The organism is Streptomyces violaceus, from assembly GCF_036014075.1.
GTDB classification, from domain to species: domain Bacteria; phylum Actinomycetota; class Actinomycetes; order Streptomycetales; family Streptomycetaceae; genus Streptomyces; species Streptomyces violaceus.
The window spans coordinates 1,258,098-1,277,903 of the sequence record NZ_CP107911.1 but is presented as its reverse complement, the minus strand read 5'-3'; the positions used below and the strand labels follow the sequence as shown (position 1 = coordinate 1,277,903).

The window sequence follows — 19,806 nt, the reverse complement described above, 5'->3', positions numbered from 1 at the left end:
ATGCGCGGACCGCACCTTGACGTGTCAACGCCCGGGAACGACCTCCGGAGGCAGGCCCGCCGAGGCCCGCACCGCCCGCCGCAGATGCTCCCCGGTGAACGAACCCTCCGCCTCCAGGAGCTGCCGCGGCGTCCCCTCGAAGACGATCTCGCCGCCGTTCCTGCCGCCGTCCGGGCCGAGGTCGATCACCCAGTCGGCCCGGGCGACCACGTCCAGGTTGTGCTCGACGACGATGACCGTGTTGCCCGTGTCGACCAGCCGGTCCAGCAGGGCGACGAGTCCCTCCACGTCCGCCATGTGCAGGCCGGTCGTCGGTTCGTCCAGCACGTAGACCGCGCCCGTCCGGTGCAGCCGCGTGGCCAGCTTGATGCGCTGCCGCTCGCCCCCGGACAAGGTGGAGAGGGGCTGGCCGAGCGTCAGATACGTCAGCCCGACGTCCCGCAGGGCGCGCAGCCGGCGCCGTACGCCCGTGTCGTCGAAGAAGCCGAGCGCCTGCTCGGCCGTCATCTCCAGGACGTCGGCGATGGAACTGCCCCGCACGGTGAGCCGCAGCACCTCGTCCCTGAAGCGCCGCCCCTCGCAGTCGTGGCAGGTCGTCGTCACCGGGTCCATGAAGGCGAGGTCGGTGTAGATGATGCCCCGGCCCTCGCAGGTGCCGCAGGCACCGTTCGAGTTGAAGCTGAAGAAGCCCGCCTCGGCCCCCGTCTCGCGGGCGAAGATCTTCCGTACCGTGTCCATGATCCCCAGATAGGTCGCCGGAGTGGACCGGCCCGAGATCCCGATCGACGACTGGTCGACGACCACGGCCTCGTCGTGGGCGGCGGTGAACTCCGCGACCAGGGTGCTCTTTCCCGACCCGGCGACCCCGGTCACCGCCGTGAGCACACCGGCCGGGAACCGTACGGTGACGTCCCGCAGATTGTGCCGGTCGGCGCCCTTGACCCACAGGTCTCCGACGGGCCGGCGCACCTCGCCCTTGACCGCCGTACGGGTGCGCAGGCAGCGCCCGGTGAGCGTGCCGGACGCGGCCAGCTCGCCCGGCGTTCCCTCGAACACCACCGTGCCGCCCCCGGTACCGGCGCCCGGCCCCATGTCCACCACATGGTCGGCGAGCGCGATCACGTCCGGGTCGTGCTCGACGACCAGCACGGTGTTGCCCTTGTCGCGCAGCCGCAGCAGCAGATCGCCGAGGCGGCCCACATCGCGCGGGTGCAGGCCGACACTCGGCTCGTCGAAGATGTACGTCATACCGGTCAGGCTGGAGCCGAGGTGCCGCACCGTCTTCAGCCGCTGCCCCTCCCCGCCGCTGAGCGTCGCCGTCTCCCGGTCGAGACTGAGGTAGCCGAGCCCGATCGTCTCGATCCGCTCCAGCGCGGCCACCGCCGCCCCCGCGACCACCCCGGCCACCGGGTCGTCGATCTCCCTCAGTACGGCGATGAGGTCGGTGACCTGCATCCGTGCGCAGTCGGCGATCGACCGGCCGTCGATCCGGGTCGCGAGCGCCGCCGCGTTGAGCCGGGCTCCCCGGCAGGCCGGGCAGGCGCCCTCCACCAGGAACCCCCGGACCAGGTCGCGGGTCTTCTGGCTCATCGCCGACAGGTCCCGCTTCAGGTACAGCCGCTCGAAGCGGTCGGCCAGCCCCTCGTACTCGGTGGTCCAGGTGCCGCCGCTGCCGTTGACGGTGACCTTGCTGCCGGGCCGCCCGCGCATCAGGAACTCCCGCTCGGCGGCCGTGAACCGCCCCACCGGCTTGTCCGGGTCCAGGTCGGCGCTGTTCGTGTAGGCCTGCCCCTGCCAGGTCCCGGCGGCGAACGGCGGGAAGCGGACCGCCCCGTCGGCGAGGGAGCGGTCCGGGTCCAGGATGCGGTCCCAGTCGGGCCGTACCGTCCGGCCGAGGCCGTCGCACTCGGGGCACATGCCCGACGGGTCGTTGAACGAGTACGCCGTCGCCGGCCCGGCGCTCGGGGTGCCGTGCCGGGAGAACAGCACCCGGATCACCGAGTAGACGTCCGTCATGGTGCCGACCGTCGACCGGGAATGGCCGCCGACCGGCCGCTGGTCGACGACGATCGCGGGGGAGAGGTCCTCAAGACCGTCCGCGTGCGGCCGCTCGTACTTGGGCAGCCGGTTGCGGACGAACCACGGATACGTCTCGTTCAGCTGGCGCTGCGACTCCACGGCGATCGTGTCGAAGACGACGGACGACTTCCCCGACCCCGAAACGCCGGTGAACACGGTCAGCCGGCCTTTCGGGATGCGGAGGGTGACGTCCTTGAGGTTGTTCTCGCGTGCTCCGGTCAGGGTGATGAAATCGTGCGTGAAGTCGGTCATGCCGCCGACGCTAGGCGGAATACCCGACAGCCTCTGGCGTGATTTCCCTGAGTTCTCCGTCCTCCAGCCGCAGCCAGCGCGTGATGCCGATCGACTCCAGGAACGGCAGGTCGTGACTGGCCACGATCAGCGCCCCCTCGTACGACTCCAGGGCCGTGGTCAGCTGCCGCACACTCGCCATGTCGAGGTTGTTGGTCGGCTCGTCGAGCATGAGCAGCTGCGGCGCGGGCTCCGCCAGCATCAGTGCGGCCAGCGCCGCCCGGAAGCGTTCGCCGCCGGACAGCGTCGCCGCCTTCTGGTCGGCCCGGGCACCCCGGAACAGGAAGCGGGCCAGCCGCGCCCGGATCCGGTTGTTGGTGGCGTCCGGCGCGAACCGGGCCACGTTCTCCGCGACGGTCAGCTCCCCGTCGAGAACGTCGAGCCGCTGCGGCAGGAACCGCAGCGGGACATGCGTCCGCACGTCGCCCGACTCCGGATCCAGCTCGCCGGTGATCGTGCGCAGCAGCGTGGTCTTTCCCGAGCCGTTGCGCCCGATCAGCGCGACCCGCTCGGGACCGCGCAGCTCGAAGCCGCCCTCCACGCGGGCGCCGTACCGGAGCCCGAGATCCTGGAGGGTGAGGACGGTACGCCCCGGCGGCACGGCCGTGTACGGCAGGTCGACACGGATCTCGTCGTCGTCCCGTACGGCCTCCACCGCCTCGTCGAGCCGCTCCCTGGCCTCGGCGAGCTTCTCCTCGTGCATGATGCGGTGCTTGCCCGCGGACTCCTGCGCCGCGCGCTTGCGCGCCCCCATGACGATCTTCGGCTCGCGCTTCTGTTCGAACATCTTCTGCCCGTACCGCTTGCGGCGGGCCAGCTTGACCTGGGCATCGGCCAGTTCGCGCTTCTGTTTGCGGAAGTCGGACTCGGCCACGCGCACCATGCGCTCGGCCGCCTCCTGTTCCACGGCGAGGGCCTCCTCGTAGGCGGAGTAGTTGCCGCCGTACCAGGTGATCTCTCCGGAGCGCAGATCCGCGATCTGGTCCACGAGGTCCAGGAGTTCACGGTCGTGGCTGACGACGACCATCACACCCGGCCAGGACTGGACGGCCGCGTACAGCCGCCGGCGCGCGTACAGGTCGAGGTTGTTGGTCGGCTCGTCCAGCAGCAGCACATCGGGCCGGCGCAGCAGCAGCGCCGCCAGTCGCAGCAGGACCGACTCGCCACCCGAGACCTCGCCGATGGTGCGGTCCAGCTCGACGTGTCCGAGCCCGAGTTCGCCCAGGGTGGCCAGGGCACGCTCCTCGACGTCCCAGTCGTCGCCGACGGTCTCGAAGTGCGCCTCGGCCACGTCGCCCGCCTCGATGGCGTGCAGCGCAACCCGCTGAGCGGCGATGCCGAGCGCCTGGTCGACGCGCAGGGTGGTGTCGAGCGTGACGTTCTGCGGGAGGTAACCGACCTCACCGGCCACGCGGACGGAGCCGTCGGCCGGTGCGAGCTCACCGGCGATCAGCTTCAACAGGGTCGACTTCCCGGACCCGTTGGCGCCGACCAGGCCGGTCCGGCCCGGGCCGAACGCGACGTCCAGGCCCTCGAAGACGGGGGAGCCGTCGGGCCAGGTGAAGGAGAGGGACGTGACAGTGATGGAAGTAGGCATGCGGGCCTCTTTCGCGGTTGCTTGATGCGGTCAGGGGCAAACGCGTATCGAGACACCTGCGACCAGGGAGGAGGGACTCCACGGGCATGAGGAAAGCCCTGCACCGGAGGACGGCTCGATCGCCGAGGTCGCACGCAGCGCACACACCCCAGGTGTGTGACGCGGTGTCTCAGGACCTCAGACGAGCAACGTCCTTCTCCAATCGGCGGCAACAGGACGCTGAACAACGTACGAGGGGGCGTCGGACCTGTCAACGAATTAACGTGAGGCCCGAGCGCCCCGAGGAGGCCCCGTGACCGACGGCCCGCTCTCGCTGCCTGCCCGGCTCTGCCTGCTGGCCTGGGACTCCGCGCCGCCGACGGCCGCCGGTACCGGCCACCTGGCCGGCCTGGTGCGTGCCGGTGCCCTCACCGAACTGGCCCAGCGCGGCCTGCTCACCGACGAGGACGGCATCGCCACGCCGGTCGACCTCGACGCGCGCGCCGGTGACGCCGTCCTCGACGGGTTGCTGGAACTGGTCCACGAGTCGTGCCCGCACTCGTGGCGGACGTGGGTGACACTGCGGGCCCGCGTGACCCTCGACGCCGTGCGGGAGCAGCTCGTCGCCGGGGGGTATCTGCGGGCGGAGAAGAAGCGGGTCCTCGGCGTGTTCCCCTCCGTCGACTACGCACTGGAGCGTGTCACCGCCGTGGACGCGCTGCGGGAGGAGACGCGGCAGGTCCTCCAGGGGCCGCCGCTGGTCACCGAGCCCTCCGCGCGTGACGCGGCGCTCGTCGCCCTCGCCGCGGCGGCGGAACTGCTGCCCGAGAAGGACGTCCGCGTCCACCAGCAGCGCGTCGAGGAGCTGACCGAGCGTGCCGGGGCGACGGCGCCCGGGCTGCGGAAGATCGTGCGCGAGGTGCGTACGGCGGTGGCGGCGGAGTCGACGGCGCCCGCCCGGCCCTGACCCACGCTCACGCCGGATTCCTGCCGGCCACCCGGAGCGACCGGGCCCGACTACGGCGAGGTCAACACCCTGCTGGAGCGGGGGCGTCGACTCAGCACGCGTCCCGCATCAGCTCCGCCAGGCCGTGGTCCAGATCCAGCTGCAGGTGCTCGAGACCGACGGGCACGAGCTCGCTCGTGGCCTCCAGGAACCGGCGCACCTCACTGGAGCGGACATGCACGACGGCGGTGCCCTCGGGGGCGTGGAACTCCAGGACGGTGCGGTCGTACCCGTAGGGCCGCACCCGTACGTCCCCGTGTCCCTCGGCCTCCTTCAGGCCCGCGGCGAGCAGCTCGCGGGAGAACGTCCAGCAGACCTCGACGCCCTCCAGCGTGGCCGGGGCGGGGAAGGTCATGCGGACGGCGAACGGGTCACGTCGGTCGTAGTGCAGCGTCGCGGGAATGCTCGGCATACGCGGCGCGGCGGCGACGAGACGGGCCTCCACGGGCTGCTCGATGACGATGGACAACGCCTTGCTCCCTTGTGACGGCTGGACGGGCTTCCGGTCGGATTGCGGCCGGGCATTGGAAGAGACGCCGGATTCAGCCAATCCGTGCACACGAAGGGCGAGTGACCTCTGTCACCGTGTTCATGCACCAGAGTGACGTGACTCTCCTCATGTGCCATGGCGGGCACTTGTGGCGCCCGCCGGAACACCCGCCGCGTCCGCGAGGCCGTCTGGACGGCGTCCGGGCGGTGGGCTAGCTTCCCCGGCCATGAGGCGCTTGGGGAGCATGCGACGGACGGGACGAACACGGCGCAGGGTGACCGCTGCGGCGGCGTGCGCGGCGGCACTGGCCGCCCTGACCGCCGTACCGGCACAGGCGCACGAGCAGCGCCGGGTGCCGCACTGGGAGCTGAAGGACACCGGCACCCCGGAGGTGCGGTTCCGCGGCCTCGCCGCCGTCAGCCGGAACACCGCCTGGGCCGCCGGGACCGGCGGAACCGTCCTGCGCACCACCGACGGCGGGGCGACCTGGCGGAACGTCTCGCCCCCGGGCGCGGCGGAGTTGCAGTTCCGGGACGTCGAGGCGTTCGACGCGCGCCGGGCCGTGGTCCTGGCCATCGGCGAGGGCGAGGCGTCCCGGGTGTACCGCACCGACGACGGCGGGGCGACCTGGACGGAGTCCTTCCGCAACACCGACCCGAAGGCCTTCTACGACTGCCTCGCCTTCTTCGACTCCCGCCACGGCCTCGCGATGAGCGACCCGGTGGACGGGAGGTTCCGCATCCTGTCGACCGGTGACGGCGGCCGTACCTGGAAGGTGCTGCCGGACGCGGGCATGCCTGCCGCGCAGGAGGGCGAGGCCGGATTCGCGGCGAGCGGCCAGTGTCTGGTCACCTCCGGGCCGAAGGACGTCTGGCTCGCCACCGGCGGGGCCGCACGCGCGCGGGTGCTGCACTCGGCCGACCGCGGGCACACCTGGACGGCCACCGACACGGCCCTCCCGGCGGGCGACCCGGCCCGCGGCGTCTTCGCGCTGGCCTTCCGCGACCGTACCCACGGCCTCGCCGTCGGCGGTGACTTCCGCCCCGACCAGCCCTCCCCGCAGGCCGCCGCGCGCACCTCCGACGGCGGCCGCACCTGGCGCCCCGCCGCCACACCCCCGCCCGCCTACCGCTCCGGCGTCGCCTGGCTCCCGCACAGCCGCACCGCCGCCCTCGCCGTCGGCCCCGCCGGCACCGACCTCACCGCGGACGGCGGCCGCACCTGGCGGACGGTCGACACCGGTTCCTACGACACCGTCGACTGCACCCCGGACCGAGGGTGCTGGGCCGCCGGCGAGAAGGGCCGGGTTGCCCGCCTGGAGCACTGAGCATGCGGACTGCCCTGATCGTTGGCAGTGTGGGTACTCGTTCACTGGTCGTGAAAGGAAGTGAGCGGTGATGCCACGAGGTTCGAGCTCCAAGCGGGAGCGCCAGTACGAGCACATCAAGGACAGTGCGCAGGACCGGGGCGAGAGCACCGGCCGCGCCAAGGAGATCGCCGCGCGGACGGTGAACAAGGAACGCGCCCGCTCCGGCGAGTCGAAGACCGCCAGCCGCACCTCCACGAAGGACATGTCCTCGGGCAAGCGCGGTGGCCAGCGGTCGGGCCAGGGTTCTCAGGGCCCCACCTATGACCAGCTGTACCAGGAGGCCAAGCGCCGAGGCGTCGACGGCCGCTCCAGCATGAACAAGAGCCAGTTGCAGCGCGCACTGGGCAAGTGAGGTCATGACTCCCGAGGCCGGCAGGACTCCCTGGTCCTGCCGGCCTTCGCGCTGCCCGTAGGCTCGGGCCCACCATGACGACCGTACGCATCCCCGAACACTGGCCCGCGACCGAGGAGCAGGCCCGCGCCGTCCAGGACGAACTGCGCGAGCGCGTGATCCTCGACGAACCCGGACCGCCGCCCGGCACGGGCCATGTGACGGGGGTCGACGTGGCCTACGACGACGAACGCGACGTCGTCGCGGCGGCAGCGGTCGTCCTGGACGCGTCGAGTCTCGAGGTCGTCGCGGAGGCCACGGCGGTGGGCCGCGTCCCGTTCCCCTACGTGCCCGGACTGCTCGCCTTCCGGGAGATCCCGACGGTCCTGGCCGCCCTCGACGCCCTGCCGTGCCCGCCCGGCCTGGTGGTCTGCGACGGCTACGGGCTCGCCCACCCCCGCCGCTTCGGCCTCGCCAGTCATCTCGGCGTCCTGACCGGCCTCCCCACGATCGGCGTCGCCAAGAACCCCTTCACCTTCGCCTACGACGACCCGGACACTCCGCGCGGCAGCAGCTCGCCGCTGCTCGCCGGCTCCGAGGAGGTCGGCCGCGCCCTGCGCACCCGGGAGGCCGTCAAGCCGGTCTTCGTCTCGGTCGGCCACCGCGTGACGCTCGAGGTCGCCTGCGCCCACACCCTCGCACTGACCCCCGAGTACCGCCTCCCGGAAACCACCCGCAGAGCGGACGCCCTCTGCCGCAGGGCCCTGCGGGACACCTGTCCGGCCTGACCGGCCACACGCCGGCTGCGGGGCCGGCCGGTGTGATCTGAGTACCGGCTCTGAGTACCTGTACGGATGCCCGGCCGTGGCGCCGGTCGGCAGGCTGGGGCGCATGACAACGCACCGCGCTCCCAAGCCTGTTGCCGGACCGACCCAGACGGTCGAGCGGGCCGTCACGGTCGGGCTGATCCTCGCCGTGCTGGCCGGTCTCGCCTGGATCGCCGGCATGATCTACACCATCGCCGAGTGGCCGATGTAGGACGGAGCCCCTCGGCGTCCCCTCAGCGGGTCGACGCGACGCGGAAGCGGATCCCCGCCGCGCGCAGCCGGTCGATCAGCGCGTCGCCCATCGCGACCGCCGTGGTCACCTGACCAGCCGTCTTCGGCAGTTCGTCGAAGGCCAGGCACAGCGCCGACTCGGCGAGCATCTTCGCCGTCTCGTCGTACCCCGGATCGCCGCCCGAGACCTCCGTGTACACCCGCCGGCCGCCGCCCTCGCCCACGAAGCGCAGGGAGAACCAGCTCTTCGCCCGCTTCTCGGGGCTCGGTCCGTCCCCGGGCTTGAGCCGGTCCGACAACCAGCGCCGTGCGGGCGGCACCTGGGCCGCAGCGACCAACGCGCCGACGGCCGCGACCCCGCCCACCGCGACGGGCAGGTGCCGGACGGCCGCGTACTGCCGGTAGCGGAAGTCCGGGCCGTACCGCTCGAGGGCCGCCGCCGACCGGCGCACGATCTGCGGGTCGATGGTCGGCATCGGCAGTGCCCAGGCACCGACCTCCTTGGCGAACCGCGGCGTGCCCATCGGCGCGGAGACCCGCCGTCCCACCAGCCGCGGCTCGTGCCGCCGCCGGTCCCGCACCGCCGCCGCCATCTCCCGCTGCCGGGCGAACTGGTTCAGGGCCGAGCTGAAGGTGCCTCCCGAGAAGGCCGCGTCGGCGGTCACGAAGCCGTCCACGGTCAACGGCACGTCCTCGGGCAGCTGCCGCACGGTGAAGTACACGCCCAGATCGTGCGGGATCGAGTCGAAGCCGGCGGCGTGCACCAGCCGTGCTCCGGTCTCCCGCGCGCGTGCGTCGTGCCGGACGTACATCAGGTCCACGAACTCCGGCTCGCCCGCGAGGTCGAGGTAGTCGGTGCCGGCGTCCGCGCAGGCGGCCACGAGCTCCTCGCCGTACGTCACGTACGGGCCGACCGTCGTGGCCACCACGCGCGCCTGCTCGGCCAGGGAGCGCAGCGAGGCCGGGTCGGAGACGTCCGCCCGCAGCACGCCCATCTCCGCGTCGTCCGGCAGCCGCTCGCGCAGCCGCTCCAGCCTCTGCGCGCTGCGGCCCGCGATCGCCCAGCGCAGCCCGTCCGGGGCCTGCGCGGCCAGATACTCCGCGGTGAGCGCTCCGGCGAAACTGGTGGCTCCGAAGAGCACGATGTCGTACGGACGGTCCGTCCTGTTCAGCCTGCTCATGACACCCCTCGGTCGTGCAGCCCGTGCCGCTGTCGGTGGCCGAGGCTAGCGTGAGGGGTGCGGAGCCCGACGACGAGCCCGGAGGAACGACGATGGCCGTGCCCAGGAATGCCCTGAAGAAGTGGGAGAAAGTGCGCGAGTTCGCGCTGGGGCTGCCGGGTGCCGTCGAGGAGTTCCCCTGGGGCGAGTCCGTCGCGAAGGTCAACAAGAAGGTGTTCGTCTTCCTCGGCGTCCAGGACGGCAGCTACCCCCTGGGTGTGACGGTGAAGCTCAGGGACGAGACGGCCCATGCCCACGCGCTGTCCAGCCCCGGCGCCGAGCCCGCCGGTTACGGACTGGGAAAGGCCGGCTGGGTGAGCGTCCCCCTGGAGCAGCAGGGCGCCCCGGCCGCGGAGATGCTCTGCGACTGGGTGGAGGAAAGCTACCGGGTGATCGCGCCGAAACGGCTGATAGCGGAACTGGACGGAGACTGACTCCGTCGGGCAGATTACTAAGCGCTTGCTCTCTTCAGGTCTTGTGCCGATCGGGACGCGTTCTTAGCATCACTGGTGTTACATCAGATGTGTCACAGCACTGGGGGCTGGATGACCACGGCAAGGACGCCAGGACACGGCCCGCTCACCGGCGTGCGCGTCGTCGAGCTGGCCGGCATCGGGCCCGGCCCGTTCGCCGCCATGCTCCTGGCCGACCTCGGGGCCGACGTCGTGCGCGTGGACCGCCCCGGCGGCCCCGGACTCGCGATCGACCCGGCGTACGACGTCACCAACCGCAACAAGCGCTCGGTGGTCGTCGACCTGAAATCCCCGGCCGGCGCCGACCACGTGCTCGACCTGGCCGCACGCGCCGACATCCTGGTCGAGGGCTACCGCCCCGGTGTCGCCGAGCGCCTGGGCGTCGGCCCCGAGGCCTGTCACGCCCGCAACCCGCGTCTCGTCTACGGCCGGATGACCGGCTGGGGGCAGGACGGCCCGCTCGCCGAGCGCGCCGGGCACGACATCGCGTACATCGCCCCGACCGGCACGCTCGGCATGATCGGCCGGCCGGACGAGCCGCCGGCCGTCCCGGCCAACCTGCTCGGCGACTACGCGGGCGGCTCCCTGTACCTCGTCGTCGGCGTCCTCGCCGCCCTGAACCACGCGCGCGCTACCGGCACCGGCCAGGTCGTCGACGCCGCCATCGTCGACGGCACCGCCCACCTCGCCACGATGATCCACGGCATGCTCGCCGCCGGCGGCTGGCAGGACCGCCGCGGCGCCAACCTCCTGGACGGCGGCTGCCCATACTACGGGACGTACGAGACGGCCGACGGCCGGCACATGGCCGTCGGCGCGCTGGAGCCGCGGTTCTACGAGGAGTTCCTGACCCTCCTCGGCATCGAGGACCAGGCCACGGCACGCAAGGACGTCACCCGGTGGGGTGAACTGCGGGAACAGATCGCGGTCCGCTTCAAGACCCGGACGAGGGACGAGTGGACGGCCGTCTTCGCGGGCTCCGACGCGTGCGTGGCGCCCGTCCTCTCCCTGCGCGAGGCCCCGCACCACCCGCATCTCGCCGCCCGCGGCACCTTCACCGACCACGGCGGCATCACCCAGCCCGCCCCGGCCCCCCGTTTCTCCGCGACCCCGACCTCCGTCCGCACCGGCCCGGCGCGGCCGGGTGCCGACACGGCGGACGTCGCCCGGGACTGGGACGTCCCCGGGCTCCTCACAGCGCCCCGAAACCCTCAGTGAAAGGCCTCCTCGTGAGCACCGAAGCGTACGTGTACGACGCGATCCGCACCCCGCGCGGGCGCGGCAAGGCCGGCGGCTCCCTGCACGGCACCAAGCCCATCGACCTGGTCGTCGGACTCATCCACGAGATCCGCGCCCGCTTCCCGGACCTCGACCCGGCCGCCGTCGACGACATCGTGCTCGGCGTCGTCGGCCCGGTCGGCGACCAGGGCTCGGACATCGCCCGGATCGCCGCCATCGCGGCGGGCCTGCCCGACACGGTGGCCGGTGTGCAGGAGAACCGCTTCTGTGCCTCGGGCCTGGAGGCCGTCAACCTGGCCGCGGCCAAGGTGCGTTCGGGCTGGGAGGACCTCGTCCTCGCCGGCGGTGTGGAGTCGATGTCCCGGGTGCCGATGGCCTCCGACGGCGGTGCCTGGTTCAACGACCCGATGACCAACCTCGACGTCAACTTCGTGCCGCAGGGCATCGGCGCCGACCTCATCGCCACCATCGAGGGCTTCAGCCGGCGGGACGTCGACGAGTACGCGGCCCTCTCCCAGGAGCGGGCGGCCACCGCCACGAAGGACGGCCGCTTCGAGAGGTCCGTCGTCCCGGTGAGGGACCGCAGCGGCCTCGTCGTCCTCGACCACGACGAGTTCCCGCGCCCCGGCACCACCGCCGACTCCCTGGCCAAGCTCAAGCCGTCCTTCGCGGACATCGGCGAACTCGGCGGCTTCGACGCGGTCGCGCTCCAGCAGTACCACTGGGTGGAGAAGATCGACCACGTCCACCACGCGGGCAACTCCTCCGGCATCGTGGACGGCGCCTCGCTCGTCGCGATCGGCTCCAAGGAGGTCGGCGAGCGCTACGGCCTCACGCCGCGTGCGCGGATCGTCTCCGCCGCCGTGTCCGGCTCCGAGCCCACCATCATGCTCACCGGCCCCGCCCCCGCCACCCGCAAGGCCCTCGCCAAGGCCGGGCTGACCATCGACGACATCGACCTCGTCGAGATCAACGAGGCGTTCGCGGCGGTCGTGCTGCGCTTCGTGAAGGACATGGGCCTGTCCCTGGACAAGGTCAACGTCAACGGCGGCGCGATCGCGCTCGGCCACCCCCTCGGCGCGACCGGCGCGATGATCCTCGGCACGCTCGTCGACGAACTGGAGCGCCAGGACAAGCGCTACGGCCTCGCCACGCTGTGCGTGGGCGGCGGCATGGGCGTCGCCACGATCGTCGAGCGCATCTGACCACCTCCCAACGGATCACTACGGAGCATCTCCCCATGAGCACTGAGTCCACGACCATCCGCTGGGAACAGGACCGCACCGGCCTCGTCACCCTCGTCATCGACGACCCGAACCAGTCGGCGAACACCATGAACCAGGCGTTCCGCGACTCGCTCGCGGCCGTCACCGACCGCTTGGAGGCCGAGAAGGACTCCATCCGGGGCGTCATCATCACCTCCGCCAAGAAGACCTTCTTCGCCGGCGGCGACCTGCGCGACCTGATCCGCGTCACCCCCGAGACGGCTCAGGAGCTGTTCGACGGCGGCATGGCGATCAAGCGGAACCTGCGCCGCATCGAGACCCTCGGCAAGCCCGTCGTCGCCGCGCTCAACGGCGCGGCCCTGGGCGGCGGTTACGAGATCGCCCTGGCCTGCCATCACCGCGTCGCGCTCGACGCGCCCGGCTCGAAGATCGGCTGCCCCGAGGTCACCCTCGGCCTGCTCCCCGGAGGCGGCGGCGTCGTCCGCACCGTCCGGCTGCTGGGCATCGCCGACGCCCTGCTGAAGGTCCTCCTCCAGGGCACCCAGTACAGCCCGCGCCGCGCCCAGGAGAACGGCCTCGTCGACGACGTGGCCGAAACCCAGGAGGACCTGCTCGCCAAGGCCCGCGCCTTCATCGACGCCAACCCGGAGTCGCGGCAGCCCTGGGACAAGCCGGGCTACCGGATCCCGGGCGGCACGCCCGCCAACCCCAAGTTCGCCGCGAACCTGCCCGCCTTCCCGGCCACCCTGCGCAAGCAGACGGGCGGTGCCCCCTATCCGGCGCCGCGCAACATCCTCGCCGCCGCCGTCGAGGGCGCCCAGGTCGACTTCGAGACCGCCCAGGTCATCGAGGCCCGCTACTTCGTGGACCTCGCGGCCGGGCAGACCTCGAAGAACATGATCCAGGCCTTCTTCTTCGACCTCCAGGCCGTCAACTCCGGCGCCAACCGCCCCAAGGGCGTCGAGCCCCGCAAGGTCCGCAAGGTCGCCGTCCTCGGCGCCGGAATGATGGGCGCGGGCATCGCCTACTCCTGCGCCCGCGCCGGCATCGACGTCGTCCTGAAGGACGTCTCCCTGGAGTCGGCCCTCAAGGGCAAGGGCTACTCCGAGAAGCTGTGCGCCAAGGCCGTCTCCAAGGGCCGTACGACCCAGCAGAAGGCGGACGCGCTGCTCGCCCGCATCACGCCCACCGCCGAGGCGCAGGACCTGGCCGGCTGCGACGCCGTCATCGAGGCCGTCTTCGAGGACACCTCCCTCAAGCACAAGGTGTTCCAGGAGATCCAGAACGTCGTCGCGCCCGACGCGCTGCTCTGCTCCAACACCTCCACCCTCCCCATCACCGCACTCGCCGAGGGCGTCGAGCGCCAGACCGACTTCATCGGACTGCACTTCTTCTCGCCGGTCGACAAGATGCCGCTGGTCGAGATCATCAAGGGCGAGCGCACGAGCGAAGAGGCCCTGGCCCGCGCCTTCGACCTGGTCCGCCAGATCAACAAGACGCCGATCGTCGTCAACGACTCGCGCGGCTTCTTCACCTCCCGCGTCATCGGGCACTTCATCAACGAGGGCGTCGCCATGGTCGGCGAGGGCATCGAGCCCGCGTCGGTCGAGCAGGCCGCAGCCCAGGCCGGCTACCCGGCCAAGGTGCTGTCCCTGATGGACGAGCTGACGCTGACGCTGCCCCGCAAGATCAGGGGCGAGACGAAGCGCGCCGTCGAGGAGGCGGGCGGCACCTGGACGGCCCACCCCGCCGAGGCCGTCATCGACCGCATGGTCGACGAGTTCGGCCGCACGGGCCGCAGCGGCGGCGCCGGCTTCTACGACTACGGCGACGACGGCAAGCGCGCCGGGCTGTGGCCGGGACTGCGCGAGCACTACACCAAGCCCGGCTATCAGATCCCGTTCGAGGACATGAAGGAGCGCATGCTCTTCTCCGAGGCGCTGGACACCGTCCGGTTGCTGGAGGAGGGCGTGCTGACCTCGGTCGCCGACGCCAACATCGGCTCGATCTTCGGCATCGGCTTCCCGGGCTGGACCGGCGGCGTGCTCCAGTACATCAACGGCTACGAGGGAGGCCTGCCCGGATTCGTGGCACGCGCGCGTGAACTCGCCGAGCGCTACGGCGACCGGTTCACACCGCCCGCGCTGCTGGTGGACAAGGCGGAGAAGGGGGAGCGGTTCAGCGACTCAGCCCGGAGCTGACTCTTCCGGAGGTTCCGTGAGCCACTCGCCCAGCTCTTCCTTCAGCGACCGCTGAAAGGCCGTGAGGAGCGCCTGCACCACCAAGGGGTGCATGTGCGCCGACAGGGACCGCACGTCCCGGGCGTCACGCTCCGCCACCTCGCCCCGGAAGAGCTGGGAGAGTTCACGGGCCGCGGCGCGCGTGTGTTCGATGAGAACCTTGCGCGCCGCGAAGATCGCCTCCGGGGAGAGCGGCACGTCCAGCAGCCCGGCACCCAGCCGGAGCAGACCGAGGTCGGCTTCGTACCCGCCGTCCCCGGGCCGGACCACGCCCATCGCGACCAGCCGCTCGACGTCCTCGGCGCCGAGCGGCCGTCCGGCCCGCCGCTCCAGCTCCCCGAGCGTGAGCGTCTCGACGGTGTCCGGCGCCCAGGAGGCCACCACGGCCCGGTGGATGGCGAGGTCGTGCGCGCTCAGGTCCGGCGGCAGTTGCCGCAGATAGCGCTCGATGCCCGCCAGCGTCATGCCCTGCCGCTGCAACTCCTCGATCAGCGCCAGCCGGGCCAGGTGCTCCCGCCCGTAGTGCCCCACCCGCCGGGGGCCGAGCACCGGCGGCGGCAGCAGCCCCTTCGTGCCGTAGAAGCGGACCGTGCGCACCGTGACACCGCCCCGGGCGGCCAGCTCGTCGATCGTGAGGGTCGGCTCCTCGGCGTCGGTCGTCATGTGCAGCAGTATCGCTGTCTCACCAGTGCTGTGAAACCTCGGTGGCATCCCCGCATGACCGTGAAGTGAACAGCCGGTAGTCACTGTGCCTGTTCCTGGTGGACCTTGTGAGAAGTGACGCTGTGTGACGCCCGTCACCGAATGCGAGCAGACCGGTGTGGGAAGGTGCAGCCTTGGTCCGCGCCGCGTCACAAGGGTGGTGCGGACCATCGCACTGTACGGACCCCGGGCCCACGACGTCCGGGGTGATCCAGAGAGTGGAACCACCCGTGAGCAAGGACGCCGTCAACACGGCTGCGGCGACGCCGCGTACCGATGCGGCCCAGGTGCCCGCGGACGCGGGCGACGCCGGCTACAGCAAGGACCTCAAAGCCCGCCACGTCAACATGATCGCCATCGGCGGCGCGATCGGCACCGGACTCTTCCTGGGCGCCGGCGGGCGGCTGCACAACGCGGGCCCCGCGCTGGCGATCGCCTACCTGGTGTGCGGCGTCTTCGCCTTCTTCGTCGTGAAGGCCCTCGGCGAACTCGTGCTCTACCGTCCGTCCTCGGGCTCCTTCGTCTCGTACGCGCGCGAGTTCCTCGGCGAGAAGGGCGCCTATGTCGCCGGCTGGATGTACTTCCTGAACTGGTCGACCACCGGCATCGCCGACATCACCGCGATCGCGCTCTACACGCACTACTGGAGCCTGTTCACCGACATCCCGCAGTGGGTACTCGCGCTGGCCGCCCTCGCGGTCGTGCTGGCCGTGAACCTGATCTCGGTGAAGATCTTCGGCGAGATGGAGTTCTGGTTCTCGATCATCAAGGTCGCCACGCTCGTCGGCTTCATGCTCATCGGCATCTTCCTGCTCGCCACACAGCACAAGGTGGGCGGCCAGACGCCGGGATTGAGCGTGATCACGGACAACGGCGGCGTCTTCCCGCACGGCATGATGCCCGTCGTCCTGGTCATGCAGGGCGTGATCTTCGCGTACGCCGCGCTGGAGCTGGTCGGTGTCGCAGCGGGTGAGACCGCAGAGCCGGAGAAGGTCGTCCCGCGCGCGGTGAACTCGATCATGTGGCGGGTCGGGCTCTTCTACGTCGGCTCGGTCGTCCTGCTGGCCCTGCTCCTGCCCGGTTCGGTCTACTCGGCCGACCAGAGCCCCTTCGTCACGGTCCTGTCGAAGATCGGCATCCCCGCGGCGGGCGACGTGATGAACCTGGTCGTCCTGACGGCCGCCATGTCCTCGCTGAACTCGGGCCTGTACTCCACGGGCCGCATCCTGCGCTCCATGGCGATGGCCGGTTCCGCGCCGAAGTTCACCGCCCGCATGAACCGCAGCCAGGTCCCCTACGGCGGCATCCTGCTGACCTGCGCGGTGTGTGTGCTCGGCGTCGGCCTGAACTACCTCGTGCCGGCACAGGCCTTCGAGATCGTGCTGAACATCGCCTCCCTCGGCATCATCAGCACCTGGGTGATCATCATGATCTGCCACCTGGTCTTCGTCCGCCGCGCCAAGGAGGGCCTCGTCGATCGCCCCTCCTTCCGTCTCCCCGGCAGCCCGTTCACGGAGATCACCACGATCGTCTTCCTGCTGGCCTGCCTCGGCATGATGTGGAACGACCCCGAGGTCGGCCGCAAGACGCTCCTGCTCGTCCCGCTGATCGCGGCCATGCTGGTCGCGGGCTGGTTCGGCATCCGCCGCCGGGTGTCCGCGACGGCCGACCAGGAGCTGTCACAGCTCACGAAGTAGCAGGCGGGGGCCCTTGTCAGTGGCCGCGTCCACGGTGGCGTCATGCCGGGATCAGGTATGTCCGGGGTGACGCCACCGTTCCGTCGGTGAAGGGCTCGCCTGGTGCGACAGGGGATACGGGTGACGGTGTACGACCACGGGGACCGAGGCGACGCGGCTCGGACCGGCTCAGCCCTGCCCGTCGAAGCTCCCCAGCAGACACTCGGTCAGCCGCTGCGCGATCGATCCGTCGGGATCCAGCCGGGGGTTGAAGATCGCGACGTCGAGGCCCACGGCTCCGTCGCCGGACAGTGCCGTGCGCAGGACGGTCTCCAGCTCCTGCCAGGACAGTCCGCCCGGCAGCCGGTAGTCGACGGCGGGCATGACCGCGTCGTCCAGCACGTCGACGTCGAGGTGGATCCAGTACCCGGCGCCCGCGCCGTCGCCGGTCAGCAGCCCGACCGCGCGCCGGACCGACTCGGCCGCCCCCAGGGCACGCACGGTGTCGAGCTCCATCGCGTGCAGCGCGGACGGCAGCGGCTGCATGCCGTACGCCGCGGACTCCTCCGTGTCCCGGAACCCCAGGGCGACGACGTCCTCGTCCCGCACCAGGGGGCCCCGGCCCTCCAGGTCGGCCAGGACACGCGGGCCGCGCCCGGTGGCCAGGGCGAGTTCCATGGAGGCCGCCTCACCGGCCGGTTCCGCCGACGGCTGGTAGAAGTCGGTGTGCCCGTCGAGGAAGAGCAGCCCGTGCCGGTCCCGGCGGCGCAACGCGAGCAGGTTGCCGAGGAGCACGCTGCAGTCGCCGCCCAGCACCACCGGGAACCGGCCGTCGTCGAGGACGGCGGAGACGGCATCGGCCAGGGCGACGGAGTATGCGGCGATGCCGTCCGGGTTGAGAACCCCGGTGTCCGGATCCCGCTCCGGGTCGTACGCGAGCGGCTCCACCCGGCCCGCCCGCACCGCGCCCAGGCCCTCGGCCAGCCCAGCCGCGAGCAGCGCCTCCGGCAGTTCCTCGACGCCGGTCGGCCGCAGCCCCAGCACGGACGGTGCCTCGACGATCGCCACGTCACGCACGCCCCGGCTCCCTTCACCCACCGGCCGACGCGCCGCCCGGGCCCATACGCCGGACGCGCATGGGCCCACCGTAGACCGCCGTGCGGGAGGAGGCGCGTCAGCGCACGTGCTCCCCGTTCCCGTGCTCCCCGTGCTCGTGCACCCCGTTGGTGGCGGCGATCTTCTTCCACGACCTCGGCTGCGACACCGTCCCGCCGGCCTTCGCGACGGACGCGGTCCGGGCCGCCGCCGACGTCGGCTTGGACGCCTGAAACAGCCACGTGTCGAACAGCGCGGCCAGGGGCTTCCCGGACACCTCCTCGGCGTAGCGCCGGAAGTCGGCGACCGACGCGTTGCCATGGGCGTACTTCCGCGGCCAGCCCTTGAGGATCGCGAAGAACGCCTCGTCACCGATCTCGTTGCGCAGCGCCTGGACGGCCAGCGCGCCCCGGTCGTAGACCGCCGCGTCGAACTGGTTCTCCGGACCCGGGTCCCCGGGCTTCACCGTCCAGAACGAGTCGTCCGCCGGATGCGAGGCGTACACGTGGTCGGCGAGTTCCTGCGCCGTGCCCTCGCCCTCGTGCTCGGACCACAGCCACTGCGCGTACCGGGCGAACCCCTCGTTGATCCAGATGTCCTTCCAGCGCATGAGGGACACGTCGTCCCCGTACCACTGGTGGGCGATCTCGTGGACGACGAGGGACACGTTCGTCCCGTTCGCGAACTGCCGCGGGCTGTAGTACGGCCGGGTCTGCGTCTCCAGCGCGTACCCCGTGGTGGTGTTCGGCACATAGCCGCCGAGCGCGTTGTAGGGGTACGGCCCGAAGTACCCGGCCAGCCAGTCCGCGATCTCCCCGGTCCGTTCGATGCTCGCCCGTGCGGCGCCGGCGTGGTCGCCCAGGTCCTTGCTGTAGGCGTTGAGGACCGGAATGCCGCTCTCCGTCGTGCCCGTCGTGATGTCGAACTTCCCGACCGCGAGCGTGGCGAGGTACGTGGCCTGCGGCTTGTTCGAGCGCCAGTTCCAGCGGGTCCAGCCGAGGCGTGAACTCGTCGACTGGAGCGTGCCGTTGGAGATGGCCTGCGTGCCGTCCGGCACCAGTACGGACACGTCGTAGGTGGCCTTGTCGAGCGGGTGGTCGTTACTGGGGAACCACCACGCCGCCGCCTCGGGCTCGTTCGCCGCGACACCGCCGTCCGGAGTGCGGTGCCAGCTGGTGAAACCGTAGGCCTGCTTCGACGACGGCACCCCGCGGTAGCGCACGACGACCGTGACGGGCGTGCCCTTGGCCAGTGGTGTCTTCGGCGTGATCTCCAGTTCGTGTTCGCCCGACGTCGTGAACGAGGCCTTCGCGCCGTTGACACGCACCTCGCTGACGTCCAGCAGGAAGTCCAGGTTGAACCTCGACAGCTCCTGCGTGGTGCGGGCCACGAGGGTCGCCGTGCCCTCCAGTTCGTCCGTGGCCGGCTGGTACTTCAGCCGGAGGTCGTAGTGGGAGACGTCGTATCCGCCGTTCCCGTAGGCCGGGTAGTAGGGGTCACCGATACCCGGCGCGCCGGGGGAGTGGGGCGCGGCCGATGCCGGGATCGCCAGCAGGAGAACGGCCGCTGCCAGGGCTCCCGGCGCGATGATTCTGCGGTGCACGCAAGGCTCCAAGTCGTAGGTCCCGAAGTCTGTACGGAGCCTATTGACTCCCCGTGTCACCAGTCATGTCCATGGTCCCTGCTGTCACACGATCGCCATTCCGCCGACATGAGACACCCGCCCCTCGGGCCC

17 protein-coding genes are annotated in these 19,806 nt (G+C 71.4%); 10 read left to right on the top strand and 7 right to left on the bottom strand.

Translation table 11 applies throughout. The annotated features are described in order from the left end of the window. Nucleotides 1-24: 24 nt before the first annotated feature. Nucleotides 25-2,331: an excinuclease ABC subunit UvrA gene (locus OG542_RS05750; protein WP_328408775.1), complete on the bottom strand. Its 2,307-nt coding sequence runs from the start codon at nucleotides 2,329-2,331 to the stop codon at nucleotides 25-27. A 10-nt stretch (nucleotides 2,332-2,341) separates the two neighbouring features. Further along, a complete protein-coding gene (locus OG542_RS05745; RefSeq protein WP_328408773.1) occupies nucleotides 2,342-3,967 on the bottom strand; it encodes an ABC-F family ATP-binding cassette domain-containing protein in 1,626 nt (541 codons plus the stop codon). Between the two features lie 292 nt (nucleotides 3,968-4,259). Here OG542_RS05745 and OG542_RS05740 point away from each other — a divergent pair, with 292 nt between their 5' ends. Then, the gene (locus tag OG542_RS05740) at nucleotides 4,260-4,913 is read left to right on the top strand and encodes a GOLPH3/VPS74 family protein (protein ID WP_328408771.1); all 654 of its coding nucleotides are present in this window, start codon (nucleotides 4,260-4,262) and stop codon (nucleotides 4,911-4,913) included. Between the two features lie 91 nt (nucleotides 4,914-5,004). Here OG542_RS05740 and ssgD read toward each other — a convergent pair whose 3' ends face one another. Continuing rightward, nucleotides 5,005-5,421, bottom strand: a complete 417-nt coding sequence (gene ssgD / locus OG542_RS05735; RefSeq protein ID WP_184588159.1) for a spore wall synthesis regulator SsgD — start codon at nucleotides 5,419-5,421, stop codon at nucleotides 5,005-5,007. Between the two features lie 265 nt (nucleotides 5,422-5,686). Here ssgD and OG542_RS05730 point away from each other — a divergent pair, with 265 nt between their 5' ends. From OG542_RS05730 to mmpA, 4 genes are all read left to right on the top strand, one after another. Further along, nucleotides 5,687-6,769 (top strand): WD40/YVTN/BNR-like repeat-containing protein, encoded by a 1,083-nt coding sequence (locus OG542_RS05730; protein WP_328408767.1) that lies wholly within the window; start codon nucleotides 5,687-5,689, stop codon nucleotides 6,767-6,769. Between the two features lie 70 nt (nucleotides 6,770-6,839). Next, the gene (locus tag OG542_RS05725; protein WP_311128794.1) at nucleotides 6,840-7,163 is read left to right on the top strand and encodes a plasmid stabilization protein; all 324 of its coding nucleotides are present in this window, start codon (nucleotides 6,840-6,842) and stop codon (nucleotides 7,161-7,163) included. A gap of 74 nt (nucleotides 7,164-7,237) precedes the next feature. Further along, nucleotides 7,238-7,930: an endonuclease V gene (locus OG542_RS05720; protein WP_328408764.1), complete on the top strand. Its 693-nt coding sequence runs from the start codon at nucleotides 7,238-7,240 to the stop codon at nucleotides 7,928-7,930. Nucleotides 7,931-8,033: 103 nt separating this feature from the next. Beyond that, a complete protein-coding gene (gene mmpA, locus OG542_RS05715; RefSeq protein WP_261684247.1) occupies nucleotides 8,034-8,180 on the top strand; it encodes a morphogenic membrane protein MmpA in 147 nt (48 codons plus the stop codon). A gap of 22 nt (nucleotides 8,181-8,202) precedes the next feature. Here mmpA and OG542_RS05710 read toward each other — a convergent pair whose 3' ends face one another. Next, complete coding sequence (locus OG542_RS05710; RefSeq protein WP_328408761.1) at nucleotides 8,203-9,381, bottom strand: saccharopine dehydrogenase family protein; 1,179 nt, start codon at nucleotides 9,379-9,381, stop codon at nucleotides 8,203-8,205. Nucleotides 9,382-9,473: 92 nt separating this feature from the next. On the opposite strand from OG542_RS05710, the gene OG542_RS05705 reads away from it, so the two are divergent. The 4 genes from OG542_RS05705 to OG542_RS05690 all read left to right on the top strand — a co-directional run bounded on the left by OG542_RS05705 (nucleotide 9,474) and on the right by OG542_RS05690 (nucleotide 14,559). Then, a complete protein-coding gene (locus tag OG542_RS05705; RefSeq protein WP_328408759.1) occupies nucleotides 9,474-9,854 on the top strand; it encodes an MmcQ/YjbR family DNA-binding protein in 381 nt (126 codons plus the stop codon). A gap of 111 nt (nucleotides 9,855-9,965) precedes the next feature. Continuing rightward, nucleotides 9,966-11,111: a CaiB/BaiF CoA transferase family protein gene (locus OG542_RS05700; protein ID WP_328408757.1), complete on the top strand. Its 1,146-nt coding sequence runs from the start codon at nucleotides 9,966-9,968 to the stop codon at nucleotides 11,109-11,111. 11 nt (nucleotides 11,112-11,122) lie between these two features. Continuing rightward, entirely contained in the window at nucleotides 11,123-12,337 is a 1,215-nt protein-coding gene (locus OG542_RS05695) for an acetyl-CoA C-acetyltransferase (RefSeq protein WP_328408755.1), read from the top strand. A gap of 35 nt (nucleotides 12,338-12,372) precedes the next feature. Beyond that, nucleotides 12,373-14,559: a 3-hydroxyacyl-CoA dehydrogenase NAD-binding domain-containing protein gene (locus OG542_RS05690; RefSeq protein ID WP_328408753.1), complete on the top strand. Its 2,187-nt coding sequence runs from the start codon at nucleotides 12,373-12,375 to the stop codon at nucleotides 14,557-14,559. Here the strand turns inward: OG542_RS05690 and OG542_RS05685 are convergent. Then, a complete protein-coding gene (locus OG542_RS05685; RefSeq protein ID WP_311128801.1) occupies nucleotides 14,545-15,261 on the bottom strand; it encodes a MerR family transcriptional regulator in 717 nt (238 codons plus the stop codon). The two genes, OG542_RS05690 and OG542_RS05685, sit on opposite strands and share 15 nt — an antisense overlap. A 269-nt stretch (nucleotides 15,262-15,530) precedes the next feature. Here OG542_RS05685 and OG542_RS05680 point away from each other — a divergent pair, with 269 nt between their 5' ends. Beyond that, nucleotides 15,531-16,997 (top strand): amino acid permease, encoded by a 1,467-nt coding sequence (locus OG542_RS05680; RefSeq protein ID WP_328408751.1) that lies wholly within the window; start codon nucleotides 15,531-15,533, stop codon nucleotides 16,995-16,997. A 168-nt stretch (nucleotides 16,998-17,165) separates the two neighbouring features. Here OG542_RS05680 and OG542_RS05675 read toward each other — a convergent pair whose 3' ends face one another. Continuing rightward, on the bottom strand, nucleotides 17,166-18,053 hold the full coding sequence (locus OG542_RS05675) for an arginase family protein (protein WP_328408749.1): 888 nt from the start codon (nucleotides 18,051-18,053) through the stop codon (nucleotides 17,166-17,168). A gap of 97 nt (nucleotides 18,054-18,150) precedes the next feature. After that, nucleotides 18,151-19,674, bottom strand: coding sequence for a M1 family metallopeptidase (locus OG542_RS05670; RefSeq protein ID WP_328408746.1), 1,524 nt, complete (start codon nucleotides 19,672-19,674; stop codon nucleotides 18,151-18,153). Between the last annotated feature and the right edge of the window lie 132 nt (nucleotides 19,675-19,806).

What these genes read in the sequence shown, in the direction of transcription:
- OG542_RS05710 (WP_328408761.1), bottom strand. Translation starts at nt 9,381, where the DNA reads ATGAGCAGGCTGAACAGGACGGACCGTCCGTACGACATCGTGCTCTTC.
- OG542_RS05730 (WP_328408767.1), top strand. Translation starts at nt 5,687, where the DNA reads ATGCGACGGACGGGACGAACACGGCGCAGGGTGACCGCTGCGGCGGCG.
- OG542_RS05745 (WP_328408773.1), bottom strand. Translation starts at nt 3,967, where the DNA reads ATGCCTACTTCCATCACTGTCACGTCCCTCTCCTTCACCTGGCCCGAC.
- OG542_RS05690 (WP_328408753.1), top strand. Translation starts at nt 12,373, where the DNA reads ATGAGCACTGAGTCCACGACCATCCGCTGGGAACAGGACCGCACCGGC.
- OG542_RS05725 (WP_311128794.1), top strand. Translation starts at nt 6,840, where the DNA reads ATGCCACGAGGTTCGAGCTCCAAGCGGGAGCGCCAGTACGAGCACATC.
- OG542_RS05705 (WP_328408759.1), top strand. Translation starts at nt 9,474, where the DNA reads ATGGCCGTGCCCAGGAATGCCCTGAAGAAGTGGGAGAAAGTGCGCGAG.
- mmpA (WP_261684247.1), top strand. Translation starts at nt 8,034, where the DNA reads ATGACAACGCACCGCGCTCCCAAGCCTGTTGCCGGACCGACCCAGACG.
- OG542_RS05700 (WP_328408757.1), top strand. Translation starts at nt 9,966, where the DNA reads ATGACCACGGCAAGGACGCCAGGACACGGCCCGCTCACCGGCGTGCGC.
- OG542_RS05750 (WP_328408775.1), bottom strand. Translation starts at nt 2,331, where the DNA reads ATGACCGACTTCACGCACGATTTCATCACCCTGACCGGAGCACGCGAG.
- OG542_RS05720 (WP_328408764.1), top strand. Translation starts at nt 7,238, where the DNA reads ATGACGACCGTACGCATCCCCGAACACTGGCCCGCGACCGAGGAGCAG.
- OG542_RS05685 (WP_311128801.1), bottom strand. Translation starts at nt 15,261, where the DNA reads ATGACGACCGACGCCGAGGAGCCGACCCTCACGATCGACGAGCTGGCC.